Raw genomic sequence first — 14,025 nt, 5'->3', positions numbered from 1 at the left:
TCACGCCTGCGCGGCATGATAGGCGCCGCGCATGATCTACCTTCCTCTCTCGGTTGTCGTGCCGGCCCACAACGAGGACGGGGCAATCGGGTCGCTCGTGCGGGAGATCTTCGAGGTCCTGCCCCCGCAGCTTCTGGGTGAGGTGATCGTGGTGGACGATGGCTCGACCGATCGTACGGCCGAGGTGGTTCGCGACCTCATCCCCGGCTATGCCCCGCGTCTGCGTCTGCTCCGACACGGAGCGCGTGCCGGTCAGAGCGCGGCCATCAGGACGGGCGTGGCGGCGGCGCGCGAGCGGCTGGTGGCGACCATCGACGGAGACGGCCAGAACCCGCCGGCGGACATCCTGAAGCTGGCAGCGGCCTGGTCGCCCGACGGTCCGCACATGGTGGGGGGGCACCGCGTCGAGCGGCGGGCGAGCCTGTCCAAGCGGGTCGCGTCCAGCCTGGCCAACACGATCCGTCGCACCCTGCTGCGGGACGATTGCCCCGACTCGGGGTGCGGGTTGAAGGTGTTCGAGCGCGAGCGCCATCTCGCGCTGCCCTTCTTCCACGGACAGCATCGTTTCCTGCCGGCGCTGTTCCGGGCCCAGGGATGCATGCTCGCCTTCGTGCCCGTGGACGACAGACCCCGGCGACACGGAGAGTCGCATTATTCCAACCTGCGGCGCGCGCTGGCGGGTGTGCCCGACCTGCTCGGCGTGGCCTGGCTCATCCGGCGCGCGCGTCCGGTGGCGGTGCACGAGGAGTCACCATGATGGCCGAGTTCCTCGCGACCCATACGCGGGCCGAGATGATCTGGCTCGGCATCGGCTTCTTCGCGCAGGCGATGTTCTCGGCCCGCTTCCTTGTCCAGTGGGTGGCGTCCGAGCGGGCGAGGCGCTCCATCGTGCCGGAAGCCTTCTGGTACTTCAGCTGCTTCGGGGGCGTCCTCCTGCTGGCCTACGCGATCCACCGGCACGATCCCGTGTTCATCCTCGGGCAGGCGTTCGGGCTGGTGATCTACGTCCGCAACATCTGGTTCCTGCGGTCCGCACGGCAGACGGCTCGTGAGCCGGGCTGACGGGCTCTGGCCGCTCGCCATCGGGGGCTACTGCGCCGTGCAGGTGCTGCTGCGCCTGCTGATCGGTCCGGCGCTGGAGCTGGACGAGGCGGAGGCGTTCTTCCACGCAAGGCAGCTCGCCTGGGGCTATGGTCCGCAGCCGCCGCTCTATTTCTGGCTCCAGTGGGTGCTGTTCCAGATCTTCGGCGAAAGTCTCCTGGCGCTGGCCGTCCTCAAGGCGTTGCTGCTCGGCGGCACGCTGCTCGCCGTGCTGCACCTTGCTCGGCCCGTGCTCGGCCCGGTGGGTGCAGCCGCGACAGCCCTCTCCCTCGGGCTGCTGCCGCAGGTACTCTGGGAAGCCCAGCGGGCCCTGACGCATTCGGTTCTGGTCCTTCTCCTCGCCGTGGCCACGACCTCGCTGGCCCTGCGGGCGCTGCGGCGGGGCGACTGGATGTCCCATCTCCTCCTCGGTCTGGGCATGGGACTGGGCGTGCTGTCAAAGTACAACTTCGTCTTCTGGCCTGCAGCCCTCCTGACGGCAGCGGTCGTCCTGCCGGAGTGGAGGGCCCGCCTGCGGCCGACGCGGCTGGGCCTTGCGCTGCTGGCCGTCGTGGGGGTCTGCGCGCCCCATCTCCTCTGGATCGTTAGCCATCCCGAAGCGGCCGGAGCCAGCGCTCACAAGCTCGGCCTGTCCGAGGCCGGACACGCGCAGGCGATCATCCGGGGCACGCTGAACCTCGTGGCAGCCGGTCTCTCGTTTCTGGCTCTGGCCGTTCTGGTGCTGGGCCCGCTCCTGTGGTGTCGGAGGGACCGGCTGACGATCACTCCGGTTGTCCGGTTTCTCCTGACCGCGAGTTTCTGCGCGATCGGCCTGGTCTGGCTGTCGCTCGTCGTCTCGAGCGCCTCGAACGTCCGTGATCGGTGGCTCCTGCCTCTGCTCTGGCCGGTCGCGCCGGCCGCCGTGATGCTCGTCTGGCAAACCCTTCCTGCACGGGGCCGGGAGCGATTGATCGGCGGTCTGGCCGCGCCGTGGATCGTTGCCGCCGCGCTGCTGCCCTATGCAAGTCTTGTCGATCCGGGGTGGCGCGGCCTCGACTGGCGGCCGCTCGCGGGCGAGCTGCGGCGCCTCGGGGGCGGGGAGGTGCGGCCCGTGTTCACGGATGATCCGTTCGTCGCCGGCAATCTCGTCTTTCTGGCACCGAGCCTTGATCCTGTCCTGGTGCAGGACCTCGACACCATCGGACCCGGGGCCGTTCTGATCCTGCGGAAAGGAGAGGCAAGCTCGGCCGCCCCGGCCCTCGGCGAGGCGGGGATGCGGGCCGAGGTCGTAGCCGTCCGCGGCGTCCGCCGGACCCTGGAGCTTGTCCTCGCCCATCCGGAAGCAGCCGGCGGCAGATAATTTTGCAGACCCAACAAACTCTGCCGGTAGGGACAGGAATTTCTTCGCCGCACGATCCTTTTTGCTTCGATGGCTGAAGGAATGCACCGTGTTGAGCCTCCGAGGCCTTTGCTGTAGGGGCCGCAGCATGGCCGGTGCCGATCCCCGATCGCTGATGCGCGTGGCCCGTGCAGACGGGAGCACGGATCATGTCGCGCCGGTCGATCTCGGATCGCGGGTGAGGGAGCTGCGGCGCGCGCGAGACTGGACCCTCGAGCAGGCGGCGCGGCAGGCGGGTCTGGCGCGCTCGACCCTCTCGAAGATCGAGAACGGTCAGATGTCTCCCACCTACGACGCCCTCAAGAAGCTGGCCGTGGGCCTCGGCATCTCCGTCCCGCAGCTCTTCACCCCGGCTCCGGCGCCGCAGGTGAACGGGCGGCTTGCCCTGCTGCGTTCGGGGGAGGGGACTCGCCACCTGACTGCCACCTACGAGCACGAACTGCTGGCCGAGAGCCTCAGCCGCAAGCGCATGCTGCCCTACCGGGCCCGCGTGCGGGCTCGGAGCCTCGAGGAGTTCGAGGGCTGGGTCCGGCACGAGGGCGAGGAATTCCTGTACGTCCTGACCGGACGGGTGCGGCTCTACACCGAGTTCTACGAGCCTGTGGACATGGCGCGAGGTGACAGCGCGTACTATGACGCCGCCATGGGGCACAACGTCGTGTCCGTGAGCCAGGACGACGCGACCGTCCTGTGGGTCACCTCTCTCGGCTGAGAGGCGCTGCCCGGCGCTCGGGGAGGCCGGGCAGCGCCGCGACCCTCACTGGGCGGCGTTCTCCTCCCACCACCAGACGTCCGGCTGCCAGCCCGGCCAGTCGCCCATGAGCGGGAGCGTCTCGGGATAGCGCAGCTCGCGGGCGTGGGCGATGCGCGCGACGTTCCACTGATAGAACGGCACGACATAGCGGCCCGCCGTCAGGACCCGGTCCATCGCCTGCACCGCGGCCACGAAGTCGTCGTTGCTTTCGGCCGTCAGCATGGCGTCGATCAGCCCGTCGATCGCCTCGCTGCGCACGCCCATCAGGTTGCGGCCGCCCGGTTCGTCGGCGGAGGCGGAGCCCCAGTAGAGAACCTGCTCGTTGCCCGGCGACAGCGAGACCGCCCGGCGGTAGTAGGTCATGTCGAAGTCGTAGGCGTCCGTCCGCTCCTTGTACTGGGCGCTGTCCACGGAGGAGACGGTGACCTGCATGCCCAGCCGGCGGAGCGCCTGCACATACATGTCCGTGATCGACGCCACCTCGGAGGACCCGTTCTCGAGCAGGATCTCGAAGGCGAAGGGCTCGCCTGCCTCGTTGCGCAGCACGCCGTCCGGTCCGACGGTCCAGCCCGCCTCGCCGAGCCGGGCCAGCGCGGTCTGAATGTTGGCGCGGTTGCGTTCGGTGCCGTCGCCCACCGGCAGGGCGTAGCCCTCGAGCGCACCGGGCGGCAGGTCGTCCTCCCATTGCAGCAGCAGCTCGCGCACGCGGCCCTCGGCCGGTCCCTCGGTCATGGCCAGCGGCGAGTTCGAATAGAAGGACGTGATCCGGGGCTGGTCCCCCCCGGTCATGGCCTCGTTGATGAACTCGAAGTTGAAGGCGTGCATCATCGCGTCGCGCACCCGCCAGTCGGCAAAGATCGGATTGCGGGTATTCATCACCAGACCGGTCATGCCCGACGGGCGCTGGTGGGGGATCTCGGACTTGACGATCTCGCCGTTCTGGGCCCGGGGGAAGGTGTACTCCGTCTCCCAGCGAGCGGGGTTGGTTTCGCGGACGATGTTGGTCTCGCCCACCTTGAACGCCTCGAAGGCCGCGGTCTCGTCGCCGAAGAAGTCGTAGCGCACTTCGTCGAGGTTCATCGTCCCGCGGCGGAACGGGATGTCGGCGCCCCAGTAGTCCGGATCGCGGCGCAGGACGACATACCGGCCGGCCTCGAAGCGATCCACCACATAGGGCCCGGAGGTGACCGGGATGATGGACAGACCGTCCGAGTTGGCGAAGTCCACCCCTTCCCACTGCGACTTCTGGAGGATCGGCCGCAGGCCCGCCAGCATCGCGAGCTCCCGATCCTCCGTGTTGAAGGTGATGCGGACCGTGCGGTCCCCGACCGCCTCGATGGAGTCCACCTTGCTCCAGAAGGTCTGATAGCGGGGATGTCCCTGGGTCCCGAGCGTCTCATAGGACCAGATGACGTCCTCGATCGTCACGGGATCCCCGTTGGAGAACCGGGCCTCAGGCCGCAGAGTAAATTCAACCCATGAACGATCGGGCGGCGTCTCGACGCTTTCCGCCAGAAGGCCGTAGAGCGTGAACGGCTCGTCGAGCGTGCGGCCCATCATGCTCTCGGTGACAAGGAACGTGAGCTGCCACGGGACCGTGCCCTTGAGGATGTAGGGGTTGAGGCTGTCGAAGGTTCCGACCTCCGCCGAGACGACCCGTCCCCCGCGCGGCGCATCCGGATTGACGTAGGGAAGGTGCGTGAAGTCGGGGGGCAGGGCGGGTTCGCCATACATGGCGATGCCGTGCCGGGGCTCGGCCCAGGCGGCCGCGCCGAGCGTCAAGACGAGAACGCTCGCCCCCTGCCAGAGGGTGCGTTTGAGATGGGTGGTCATGGCGGCTCCGGTGGCTCCCTGCCTAGGTTCTGCCCTGCGCGAAGGTTACGCCTCTGGCGCCGCGAAATCAAACTTTTGGCTGGCGGAACGATGCGGAACGCACTATAAGGGACTCACTGCTCGATAGGTTTCTTGCCTGTATGAAACCTGCCTCAACAACTCGACGCCCGGCGCAGGCCGGGCGTTTTTTCTTGGCCGCGCTTCTGCAGCAGCGTAGTTCAAGCGATTTCTGAACTTTCCTGCGGACTTGGCTCGGGGGCCCCTGAGCCTCGGCCGCTGCGGCAGACCGGCGCGTCCTCCATGCCATTGCCGAATCGCTCTCTGGGGGGGCGTCTTTATCCACAGGGTCAAAGTCTTGTGAGAATCGCTTGAGCCGCTGTGGGACCCCCGGGGCGGGCGATTTCCTGCCGATCGACCGCCTCGGACCTTCCCGTCCCGACCGGTGGACGGCGCGGCAGGACGGTCTATCATGCTGCGGTGCAACATCACGAAGGATGCGACCATGACCTCGCGGAGGGTTCTGGAGGGGCGACGAGCGATCGTGACCGGTTCGACCTCGGGGATCGGCCTTGGCATCGCCCGTTCCCTCGCCGAGGCGGGCGCTGCCATCGTGCTCAACTCCCATACGGACACGGATGAGGATCATGCACTGGCCCGCGGCCTCGCCGACGAGTTCGGTGTGGACGTGACCTATCGGTCAGCCGACATGAGCGATGGCCAGGCTGCGCGCGCCCTGATCGAAGGAGCCGGCGGATGCGACATCCTCGTGAACAATGCCGGGGTCCAGCACGTCGCGGCGATCGAGGAGTTCCCCGTCGAGCGCTGGAACGCCATTCTGGCGATCAACCTGTCCTCCGCCTTCCATACCTGCGCCGCCGCGCTGCCGGCCATGAAGGCAGCGGGCTGGGGGCGCATCATCAATGTGGCCTCTGCTCACGGTCTGACGGCGTCGCCCTACAAGGCGGCCTATGTGGCGGCCAAGCACGGTCTCGTCGGGCTGACCAAGACCGTCGCGCTCGAGGTGGCGGGGCAGGGCATCACCTGCAACGCTATCTGCCCCGGTTATGTCCTGACCCCGCTGGTGGAATCGCAGATCCCGGACCAGATGCGCCAGCACAACATGGATCGGGACACCGTGATCCGGGAGGTCATGCTGGCGCGGCAGCCCTCGAGGCAGTTCGTGACGGTCGAACAGCTCGGAGGTGTCGCCGTATTCTTATGCTCCGAGGCAGCCGCGCAGATCACGGGGACGACCATCAGCGTCGATGGCGGATGGACGGCGCTGTGACGAACCTGTTGCGGCTCCGATGCCGTCTGAGGGGTGAGGGTGCGCACGACGCCGCGTAGGCTGCCTTCGGACGCTGCTCGATCGGGAGGATGTCGGCTTGCCGAGGTCGGCGGATCGTTCGGCCTTGATGACATCCCGGGTGCCGAGGGTCCCGGTCGGGGCGCGGCAGAGAGCCGGGACTCGCGGCAGCGCGTCAGGTCCGTGGTTCGAGCAGGGGAGGTGGCGGGGCCGTCTGCGGCGCCGGTGCTGGAGCCGGTGCAGGTGCAGGGGCCGCCCTCTCGCGGTCCTCGTCGGGATTGACCAGCCCGCCGGAGATGATGACCTTGGCGGCATCCTCGAAGGACATGTCGAGCAGGATCAGCTCGGATCGCCGCACATACATCAGGAAGCCGTTGGTCGGATTGGGCGTGGTCGGCAGGTAGACGGTCACGTAGTCGTCGATGCGCGACAGGCGATCCCTGATCTCGCCCTTGGCGGTCCCCATCATGAAGGCGACCGACCAGACTCCGCTGCGCGGAAACTCCACAAGACAGACGCGGTCGAACTTGACCTGAGCCTGGTTGAACACCGTCTCGGCGATCTGCTTGACCGCGTTGTAGATCGAACGCACCACCGGCAGCCGATCCACCATGCGCTCGCTCGTCCGCAGGAGCGACCGTCCGACCAGCCCCCGGGCCACCCATCCGATCAGGACCGTGAACAGCAGGAAGAAGACGACACCGACGCCCCGGATGTTGACGTCGATCCATTCGGGGCTGCCGGGCGCATTGCCGAGCCACCGGTTGATCGTGGCATCGGGATGCCAGTAGCGCGGGACGAACGGCATCACCACGCTGTCCACCCAACCGACGGCGGTCCAGATCAGCCACACCGTCAGGCCGATCGGTGCGATCACCACCACACCCGCAAAGAAGTTGTTGCGGATGGCGGCCAGCATCCGGGCAGGAAGGGACGGGCGGTGCAGCGGCGGAGGGGTCATGGCGGCACGCCTCGGCTGGGTCGCGGCATTCCTAGGGCAAGCAGGGTCGCATCGGCAACCGCCGGACCCTCACGCCGGGGCGAGGTGACAGGCGATCTGCGCCGCCAGACGCGCGTTGTTCACCACCAGCGCAATATTCGCGTCGAGGCTGCGCCCGGCGGTGCTCTCGAAGATCCTCGACAGGAGAAAGGGCGTCACCTGCTTGCCCGCGATGCCGGCCGCTTCGGCCCGGGCCTGCGCTTCGGCGATGATCGGGGCGAGGACATCGGACGGGATCTCGTCGGCAGCCGGAATCGGGTTCGCCACGAGCTGGCCGCCGGGGATGCCGAGGGCGGCCCGCGTCCGATGGGCGGCGGCGATGGTGGCCGGGTCGTCGATGCGCAACGGGGCCGTCAGCCCGGAACGCCGGGACCAGAAGGCGGGAAATTCGTCCTGTCCCACGGCGATCACCGCCACGCCGAGCGTCTCGAGCACTTCGAGGGTCCTGGGAAGGTCCAGGATCGCCTTGGCGCCTGCGGCGACCACGGTGACGGGCGTCTGCGCCAGCTCGTGCAGATCGGCAGAAACGTCCCACGTCTCCGTGGCCCCGCGGTGCACGCCCCCGATGCCGCCCGTTGCAAAGACCTCGATCCCGGCGAGGCGGGCTGCGATCATCGTTGCCGCGACGGTCGTCGCTCCTGTGCCTCCCTGGGCAAGACAAACCGCCAGATCGGCCCGCGACAGCTTGCGGACGTCTTGGGCCCGGGCGAGGTGTTCGAGATCCGCGTCCGGAAGGCCGACGCGGAGCCGCCCCGCGATCACCGCCATCGTGGCGGGCACCGCGCCTCCCGCACGGATGACCGACTCGACCTGCCGCGCAGTCTCGAGGTTGCGCGGCCAAGGCATGCCGTGGGTGATGATCGTCGATTCGAGCGCAACGATGGGCCGCGCCGCCTGCCGCGCCGCCGCGACCTCATCGGACAGGACGAGAGGGATCATGATGCCGTGTCTCCGGAAACGTGGCGGGCGGCCGCAGCGAGGGCCAAGGACAGGGCGTCCTCGCGGTGGCAACCCTGGCACTCGGCCGCGATGTGGGCGGCCATGAACGTGTCGCCCGCCCCCGTGACGCGGGCGATTGCGACGCTGGGGGCCGGTTTGTGCAGACAGCCCTCGGCATCGGCATCGGCGGCCCCGGCGCCGCCATCGGTCACGAGCGCGCGGCGAACACCCCGGGCCAGCAGACCCTCCGCTGCTTCGGCGGCGTTGCGGAACGGCCGCTGGCAGAGGCGCTCGGCCTCGGCCCGGTTGACGTAGAAGGTGGCCCGGGGTTGGCCGAGCAGCACGAGCAGGCGATCCGCCTTGCCGGGACTGGCCGGAGCGACGCGGAGATCGGCCATGCGAAGAAGCGGTCCGTGGGCCAGGTGATCCAGAAGGTCCGTGGTCAGGTTGCCATCAAGAGCGACGGGACCGGGCCAGGGCCGCTCTGCGCTGGCCAGTCGGCCATCCTGAAGCGGCAGAAGGATGCGCTCGCCTGCCATCTCAAGGGAATGGGCGTCCGCCACCGCGGCCAGGAGTCCGTCTGCACCCTCGATCGCCATATATCGGTCCGTGGGCAGGTCCGCCGACCGGTACAGGAAATCGGTGATGCAGCCTCGGCGCTCGACATGGTCCACGAGGCTGGCGCCGTCGCTGTCCAGGCCGACCGCAGAGAGGAGCGCTGGCCGCAGGCCGAACCGGGCGAGTGCCAGCGCGATGTTCAGCGCCACCCCGCCAGGCATACGGACGATCCGTCCGGGCACGTCCGAGCCGGGAGGCAACTGCAACGGTGTCCGGCCGATCACGTCCCAGAGGGCCGATCCGATGCAGATGATGTCGGGGGCGGCGGTCATGGCGCCTCTTGGCCGGGTTGAAGGTCCCGGTCAACGCCGATCGGGGGCTTGTTGATCGGGCCCTTGCCTTTGCGTGCTCCTGGCGCTAAGGCCCTCCCACTTCGCAGGCGGAGGCGGGCGGCGGGGGGAGACATCCCCCGTATGTCCACCGGTTGGGTCATCCCTCATCCTCCGCTGTGGTTCAAACCGGAAAGGAACAGGGCATGGCTCTTCCCGAGTTCACCATGCGTCAGCTCCTCGAAGCTGGCGTGCACTTCGGCCACCAGACGGCCCGCTGGAACCCGCGCATGGCGCCCTACATCTACGGGGCGCGCAATGGCATCCACATCATCGACCTGACGCAGACCGTTCCGATGCTGGAACAGGCACTCCGCGTCATCCGGGATACGGTCGCCAAGGGCGGTCGCGTGCTGATGGTCGGCACCAAGCGGCAAGCGCAGAAGCCGATCGCCGACGCGGCCGAGCGGAGCGCGCAGTTCTACATCAATCATCGCTGGCTGGGCGGGATGCTGACCAACTGGCAGACGATCTCCCAGTCTATCGGGCGCCTGCGGGCTTATGACGAGGCCGCCGAACGGGGCTTCGAAGGCCTGACGAAGAAGGAACGCCTCGGCATGGAGCGCGAACGCGCCAAGCTTCAGGCTTCGCTCGGAGGGATCCGCGACATGGGCGGCGTCCCGGACCTCCTGTTCGTCATCGACGTCAACAAGGAGGACCTGGCGATCCAGGAGGCTCAGAAGTTGGGGATTCCGGTCGTCGCGGTCGTGGACACCAACTGCTCGCCCAAGGGCGTGGATTACATCATCCCCGGCAACGACGATGCGAGCCGGGCCATCGCGCTCTACTGCGATCTGGTGGCGCGGGCCGCGCTCGATGGCATGAGCGCCCAGCTTAACGCCGCCGGTGTGGACATGGGCGCCATGGACGAACTGGTGGAGCAGGCGCTCGAGGAGCAGGCAGCCGCCGAGATGCGGCTGGAAGAGCAGGCGGCCCACGCCTGAGCGGCGTTGTCGCACGAGGTTTACCGGGCGGGTGCAAGACCCCGCCCGGCTTTTCATTCCAGGAGGACACAATGGCCACGATCACCGCAGGCATGGTCAAGGAGCTGCGCGAAGCGACCGGCGCGGGCATGATGGACGTCAAGAAGGCCCTGACCGAGACCGACGGGAACATGGATGCGGCCATCGACTGGCTGCGGACCAAGGGTTTTGCGAAGGCTGCCAAGAAGTCCGGCCGCACGGCGGCCGAAGGGCTCGTGGGCGTGGCTGTCGAGGGCGGCCGCGGCGTCGTCGTCGAGGTGAACTCCGAAACCGACTTCGTCGCCAAGAACGCCGAATTCCAGAGCCTTGTGTCCTCTGTCGCCAGAGCGGCCCTGGATGCGGAGGATCTCGAGGCGCTCAAGGCGGCCGACGTGGGTGGCCGCTCGGCGGAACAGGCCGTGACGGATGCGATCGCGAAGATCGGAGAGAACATGACCATCCGGCGCATGGCGCGGCTGGAGGGCGAGACGGTCGTCTCCTATGTCCACAACGCGGCGGGCGAGGGATTGGGCAAGATCGGGGTGCTGGTGGCCCTGCGGGGGCAGGACAACGGGATCGGGCGCCAGATTGCCATGCACGTCGCCGCCGCGAACCCGGCTGCGCTCGACGAAGCCAGCCTTGATCAGGCGATGCTCGAACGCGAGCGCAGCGTGCAGGTCCAGAAGGCCGAGGAGGAAAACAGCGCCTCCGCCAAGCCCAAGCCTGCGCAGGTGATCGAGAAGATGATCGAAGGGCGCATGAAGAAGTTCGTGGCCGAGTCGACCTTGCTCGGCCAGGCGTTCGTCGTGGATCCCGACCGGACGGTGGCCGAGGCGGCAGAGGCGGCCGGCGTGACGATCACCGGCTTCGTTCGGCTTGCCGTGGGTGAAGGGATCGAGAAGCAGACCGAGGATTTTGCTTCGGAAGTCGCCAAGATGAACGCGCCGCGCGAACCGGCGCAGGGCTGATCGCGCCTCGCGGCGATCGACCGGGGTGCCACGGCAGCCAGGCGGTGGCACCTCTCGTCTCCGGTCACCCGTACTTTACATAATATATCTTATACGACTTTTGTCTACGTTCAGTCGGCGGGCAGGATGACCGTGAAGCGGCTCCCCTGTCCGACCTTGCTCTCGATCCTCAGGCGCCCGCGGTGGCGGCTGACGATATGCTTGACGATCGCCAAGCCCAGCCCCGTTCCGCCGATCTCGCGCGAGCGGTGGCTGTCCACACGATAGAACCGCTCGGTCAGACGCGGGATGTGGTGGGCGGCGATGCCCGGTCCCTGATCGCGGACACAAATCTGCACCCCAGCGCGACGCAGGATCGGCTGATCCTGGCTCCCGGCGATCTCGACCGTGATCGGTCCGCCGCGCCCTCCATACTTGATCGCGTTCTCGACCAGATTGGTGACGAGCTGACGGAGCTGGTTCGGATCGCCCGGCACCACAACGGCCGCCTCCGGCGCCACCAGCCGGATCGCTGTCCCCTCTCGGCTGGCGAGGGGTTCCAGCGTTGCGACAACCGAGGCGGTCAAGGCGGTCACATCCACCCGCTCGGTCGGCCGCCGGCGCTCCTCCGCCTCGACGCGGCTCAGGGACAACAGATCGTCCACCAGGCGCGCCATGCGCGTCGCCTCGCGCGCGATGATGCCGAGAAACCGGTCTTGGGCCGCTCGGTCGTCCCGGGCCGACCCTCGCAGGGTCTCCACGAAGCCGATCAGGGCGGTCAGCGGCGTGCGGAGTTCGTGGCTGACATTGGCGACAAAGTCCCGCCGGATCTGACCTGCCTCCTCCAGATCGGTGATATCCTCGAACACCACCAGCACATATGCGCCGTTTCCCAGGTTCACCCGCCGCGCCCATGTCCGCCACGTCGTGTCGCGTCCACCCTCCTGCCCCAGAAAGCGCCCTTCGCCCTCCTCCCCTTCCCGCAGCGCGCGTTCGATGATGTCCAGGGCTCCGGGTTGACGGACGACGGTGATGTAGTGCCGCCCCGTGCCGTCATGACCGAACAGCGCATGGGCCGCCGCATTGGACGCCTCGATGCGTTCCGTCGCATCGATCAGCAGCGCGGGGATCGGCAGAGCGGTCACGAGGCGCAGCGCATCGGCAGACAGGGTGTGGCTGTCAGTCATCGTTCGCCTTCAGGTAGCATGACGTGGTTGCGGCACGACCCTGGACCGCTATGGTTGTCCGGGATCTTGTTGCAGGTCCAAGCCACCCGGTGGTGGCAGCCTGTCGGGATGAGTGAACGGATTGCTGAGGGTTCGGGGCACACAGATAGGATCGTCGTCACCGTTGTGACCATCCTCATCATCAGCGACGCGCCGGATCCGGCCCCGTCCGGCCTGTCCTTACCGGAACGGCTCGACGTCCGCTGCATCAGCCTTGATGGCCTGGAGGCCGAACTCTCGGGCAACCCCCATCCCGATCTTGTCCTGTCGCCGCTCGTGGCACCCACCTTCGACGCGCTCGACGTGGCCCAGCGATTGGCCGCGCTCCGCTTCAGGGGAATCTATCGCGCCGTCGCGCCCTCCATCCCGGATCTGCGCCTCATCCGCGAGGAGGTCGCGGCCGTCGCGCCCGGCCTGGATTTCGACGTTCTTGTTCTGCCGCTCCGGTCTCATTGACCGGGCTCGAGTCCGCCGACAAAACGGCTTGCATTGGCCGCGTAATGTTCGGCCGAGAGGCGCAACCGCTCCAACGCGGCATCGTCCAGATCGCGGACGCGCCGCGCCGGCGAACCCATGACAAGGCCCCTGCCCTCGAATGCCTTACCTTCGGTCACGAGCGATCCCGCGCCGATGAGGCTCCACGCGCCGACTTGCGCGTCGTTGAGAAGCGTGGCCCCCATGCCGACCAGCACGCCTTCGCCCAAGGTGCAGCCGTGGACAATGGCGCCATGGCCGATGGTGCAGCGCGGCCCAATGGAGAGCGGAGAGCCCCAGTCGCTGTGCAGGACGGCGTTGTCCTGCACGTTGGTCTCCTCGCCGATCTCGATCCATTCGTTGTCGCCGCGCAGGACCGCCCCGAACCACACCGAAGCGCGCGCGCCGAGGCGAACCCGACCGATGACCTGAGCGGAGGGCGCAATCCAGGCAGTCGGGTGGATGAGGGGAGCGTCGCCGTCGAGAGACCAGATCATGAAAGGGCCCGCGCGTCGAATTCCCGTTCGAGGTCTCTGACGAAGTCGGCAAGCCAGGGTTGCCGCCTGCGCCGGAGCCGCTCAGCGGCGATGATGGTCCTGATGGAGGCCATCGAGGTGTCGAGATCCCGGTTGACCAGCACATAGTCGTACTCGGCCCAATGACTCGCCTCGGCCATGGCGCGCGCCATCCGGGCGGCAATCACCTCGGCGCTGTCCTGCCCGCGGGCGCGCAGACGGCGATCCAGTTCGGCCATCGAGGGCGGCAAGATGAAGATGGAGACGGCGTCCTGTCCCAGAGGCGACTGCCGGATCTGCTGGCCCCCCTGCCAGTCCACGTCGAACAGGATGTCGCGACCCTCGGCAATGGCCGCCTCCACCGGCGCTCGCGGACTGCCGTAAAGGTGCCCGAAAACCTCGGCGTGCTCGAGAAGCAATCCGTCTGCCACCATCTCCCGAAAGCGTTCGGGCGACACGAAGTGGTACTCGCGACCGTCCACCTCGCCCGGGCGCGGCGGCCGCGTGGTGGCCGAGACCGAAAAGGAGATGGCGGGGTCGCTGGACAGAAGACGCCGCGCGAGCGTCGTCTTTCCGGCCCCGGATGGCGAGGAGAGGATGATGAGAAGGCCGCGCCGGGCCTCTGCCTTCGCGGGCCGCATGG

General features: G+C 68.0%; 15 protein-coding genes. 8 read left to right on the top strand and 7 right to left on the bottom strand.

Features of this window, described 5'->3' with window-relative positions; genetic code table 11:
- Positions 1-31: 31 nt before the first annotated feature.
- The 4 genes from GT358_RS08855 (at position 32) to GT358_RS08840 (ending at position 3,191) form a co-directional block, all read left to right on the top strand.
- Positions 32-757 carry a glycosyltransferase family 2 protein gene (locus GT358_RS08855; RefSeq protein WP_166582251.1) on the top strand — a complete coding sequence of 242 codons (726 nt, stop codon included), beginning with the start codon at positions 32-34 and terminating at the stop codon, positions 755-757.
- On the top strand, positions 754-1,062 hold the full coding sequence (locus GT358_RS08850) for a lipid-A-disaccharide synthase N-terminal domain-containing protein (protein ID WP_166582250.1): 309 nt from the start codon (positions 754-756) through the stop codon (positions 1,060-1,062). Before GT358_RS08855 ends, GT358_RS08850 begins: the two co-directional genes overlap by 4 nt.
- The gene (locus GT358_RS08845) at positions 1,049-2,440 is read left to right on the top strand and encodes a glycosyltransferase family 39 protein (RefSeq protein ID WP_166582249.1); all 1,392 of its coding nucleotides are present in this window, start codon (positions 1,049-1,051) and stop codon (positions 2,438-2,440) included. The genes GT358_RS08850 and GT358_RS08845 overlap by 14 nt, the downstream gene beginning before the upstream one ends.
- Before the next feature lie 127 nt (positions 2,441-2,567).
- The gene (locus GT358_RS08840) at positions 2,568-3,191 is read left to right on the top strand and encodes a helix-turn-helix domain-containing protein (protein ID WP_166582248.1); all 624 of its coding nucleotides are present in this window, start codon (positions 2,568-2,570) and stop codon (positions 3,189-3,191) included.
- A gap of 45 nt (positions 3,192-3,236) precedes the next feature.
- Here the strand turns inward: GT358_RS08840 and GT358_RS08835 are convergent, their stop codons facing one another.
- Positions 3,237-5,066, bottom strand: coding sequence for an extracellular solute-binding protein (locus GT358_RS08835; protein ID WP_166582247.1), 1,830 nt, complete (start codon positions 5,064-5,066; stop codon positions 3,237-3,239).
- Between the two features lie 502 nt (positions 5,067-5,568).
- Between GT358_RS08835 and GT358_RS08830 the strand changes: the two genes are divergently transcribed.
- On the top strand, positions 5,569-6,354 hold the full coding sequence (locus GT358_RS08830) for a 3-hydroxybutyrate dehydrogenase (RefSeq protein WP_166582246.1): 786 nt from the start codon (positions 5,569-5,571) through the stop codon (positions 6,352-6,354).
- Between the two features lie 193 nt (positions 6,355-6,547).
- On the opposite strand, the gene GT358_RS08825 is transcribed toward GT358_RS08830, so the two are convergent.
- The 3 genes from GT358_RS08825 to GT358_RS08815 form a co-directional block, all read right to left on the bottom strand.
- Positions 6,548-7,333 carry a DUF502 domain-containing protein gene (locus tag GT358_RS08825; protein ID WP_243730797.1) on the bottom strand — a complete coding sequence of 262 codons (786 nt, stop codon included), beginning with the start codon at positions 7,331-7,333 and terminating at the stop codon, positions 6,548-6,550.
- Between the two features lie 69 nt (positions 7,334-7,402).
- The gene (locus tag GT358_RS08820) at positions 7,403-8,311 is read right to left on the bottom strand and encodes a pseudouridine-5'-phosphate glycosidase (protein WP_166582245.1); all 909 of its coding nucleotides are present in this window, start codon (positions 8,309-8,311) and stop codon (positions 7,403-7,405) included.
- A complete protein-coding gene (locus tag GT358_RS08815) occupies positions 8,308-9,201 on the bottom strand; it encodes a PfkB family carbohydrate kinase (protein ID WP_166582244.1) in 894 nt (297 codons plus the stop codon). The genes GT358_RS08820 and GT358_RS08815 overlap by 4 nt, the downstream gene beginning before the upstream one ends.
- A 203-nt stretch (positions 9,202-9,404) precedes the next feature.
- Here GT358_RS08815 and rpsB point away from each other — a divergent pair, with 203 nt between their 5' ends.
- Together rpsB and tsf are read left to right on the top strand one after the other, a co-directional pair.
- Positions 9,405-10,202 (top strand): 30S ribosomal protein S2, encoded by a 798-nt coding sequence (gene rpsB / locus GT358_RS08810; protein ID WP_166582243.1) that lies wholly within the window; start codon positions 9,405-9,407, stop codon positions 10,200-10,202.
- A gap of 71 nt (positions 10,203-10,273) precedes the next feature.
- Positions 10,274-11,188 (top strand): translation elongation factor Ts, encoded by a 915-nt coding sequence (gene tsf, locus GT358_RS08805; protein WP_166582242.1) that lies wholly within the window; start codon positions 10,274-10,276, stop codon positions 11,186-11,188.
- A gap of 110 nt (positions 11,189-11,298) precedes the next feature.
- Here tsf and GT358_RS08800 read toward each other — a convergent pair whose 3' ends face one another.
- The gene (locus GT358_RS08800) at positions 11,299-12,354 is read right to left on the bottom strand and encodes an ATP-binding protein (protein ID WP_166582241.1); all 1,056 of its coding nucleotides are present in this window, start codon (positions 12,352-12,354) and stop codon (positions 11,299-11,301) included.
- Positions 12,355-12,519: 165 nt separating this feature from the next.
- Here GT358_RS08800 and GT358_RS08795 point away from each other — a divergent pair, with 165 nt between their 5' ends.
- A complete protein-coding gene (locus GT358_RS08795; protein WP_166582240.1) occupies positions 12,520-12,849 on the top strand; it encodes a hypothetical protein in 330 nt (109 codons plus the stop codon).
- Here the strand turns inward: GT358_RS08795 and GT358_RS08790 are convergent.
- Positions 12,843-13,364 carry a gamma carbonic anhydrase family protein gene (locus GT358_RS08790; RefSeq protein WP_166582239.1) on the bottom strand — a complete coding sequence of 174 codons (522 nt, stop codon included), beginning with the start codon at positions 13,362-13,364 and terminating at the stop codon, positions 12,843-12,845. The genes GT358_RS08795 and GT358_RS08790 overlap by 7 nt on opposite strands.
- Complete coding sequence (gene gmk, locus GT358_RS08785; protein WP_166582238.1) at positions 13,361-14,023, bottom strand: guanylate kinase; 663 nt, start codon at positions 14,021-14,023, stop codon at positions 13,361-13,363. The genes GT358_RS08790 and gmk overlap by 4 nt, the downstream gene beginning before the upstream one ends.
- Between the last annotated feature and the right edge of the window lie 2 nt (positions 14,024-14,025).

The organism is Rubellimicrobium sp. CFH 75288 (assembly GCF_009904055.1).
GTDB lineage: Bacteria > Pseudomonadota > Alphaproteobacteria > Rhodobacterales > Rhodobacteraceae > Rubellimicrobium.
The sequence above is the reverse complement of the archived record's forward strand: the minus strand, read 5'-3'. Positions and strand labels throughout refer to the sequence as shown.

Bases quoted from the DNA above. Each gene is read 5' to 3' on its own strand.
- GT358_RS08825 (WP_243730797.1), bottom strand. From the start codon at position 7,333: ATGACCCCTCCGCCGCTGCACCGCCCGTCCCTTCCTGCCCGGATGCTG.
- rpsB (WP_166582243.1), top strand. From the start codon at position 9,405: ATGGCTCTTCCCGAGTTCACCATGCGTCAGCTCCTCGAAGCTGGCGTG.
- GT358_RS08820 (WP_166582245.1), bottom strand. From the start codon at position 8,311: ATGATCCCTCTCGTCCTGTCCGATGAGGTCGCGGCGGCGCGGCAGGCG.
- GT358_RS08790 (WP_166582239.1), bottom strand. From the start codon at position 13,364: ATGATCTGGTCTCTCGACGGCGACGCTCCCCTCATCCACCCGACTGCC.
- GT358_RS08830 (WP_166582246.1), top strand. From the start codon at position 5,569: ATGACCTCGCGGAGGGTTCTGGAGGGGCGACGAGCGATCGTGACCGGT.
- GT358_RS08800 (WP_166582241.1), bottom strand. From the start codon at position 12,354: ATGACTGACAGCCACACCCTGTCTGCCGATGCGCTGCGCCTCGTGACC.
- GT358_RS08815 (WP_166582244.1), bottom strand. From the start codon at position 9,201: ATGACCGCCGCCCCCGACATCATCTGCATCGGATCGGCCCTCTGGGAC.
- tsf (WP_166582242.1), top strand. From the start codon at position 10,274: ATGGCCACGATCACCGCAGGCATGGTCAAGGAGCTGCGCGAAGCGACC.
- GT358_RS08850 (WP_166582250.1), top strand. From the start codon at position 754: ATGATGGCCGAGTTCCTCGCGACCCATACGCGGGCCGAGATGATCTGG.
- gmk (WP_166582238.1), bottom strand. From the start codon at position 14,023: ATGCGGCCCGCGAAGGCAGAGGCCCGGCGCGGCCTTCTCATCATCCTC.
- GT358_RS08855 (WP_166582251.1), top strand. From the start codon at position 32: ATGATCTACCTTCCTCTCTCGGTTGTCGTGCCGGCCCACAACGAGGAC.
- GT358_RS08835 (WP_166582247.1), bottom strand. From the start codon at position 5,066: ATGACCACCCATCTCAAACGCACCCTCTGGCAGGGGGCGAGCGTTCTC.
- GT358_RS08840 (WP_166582248.1), top strand. From the start codon at position 2,568: ATGGCCGGTGCCGATCCCCGATCGCTGATGCGCGTGGCCCGTGCAGAC.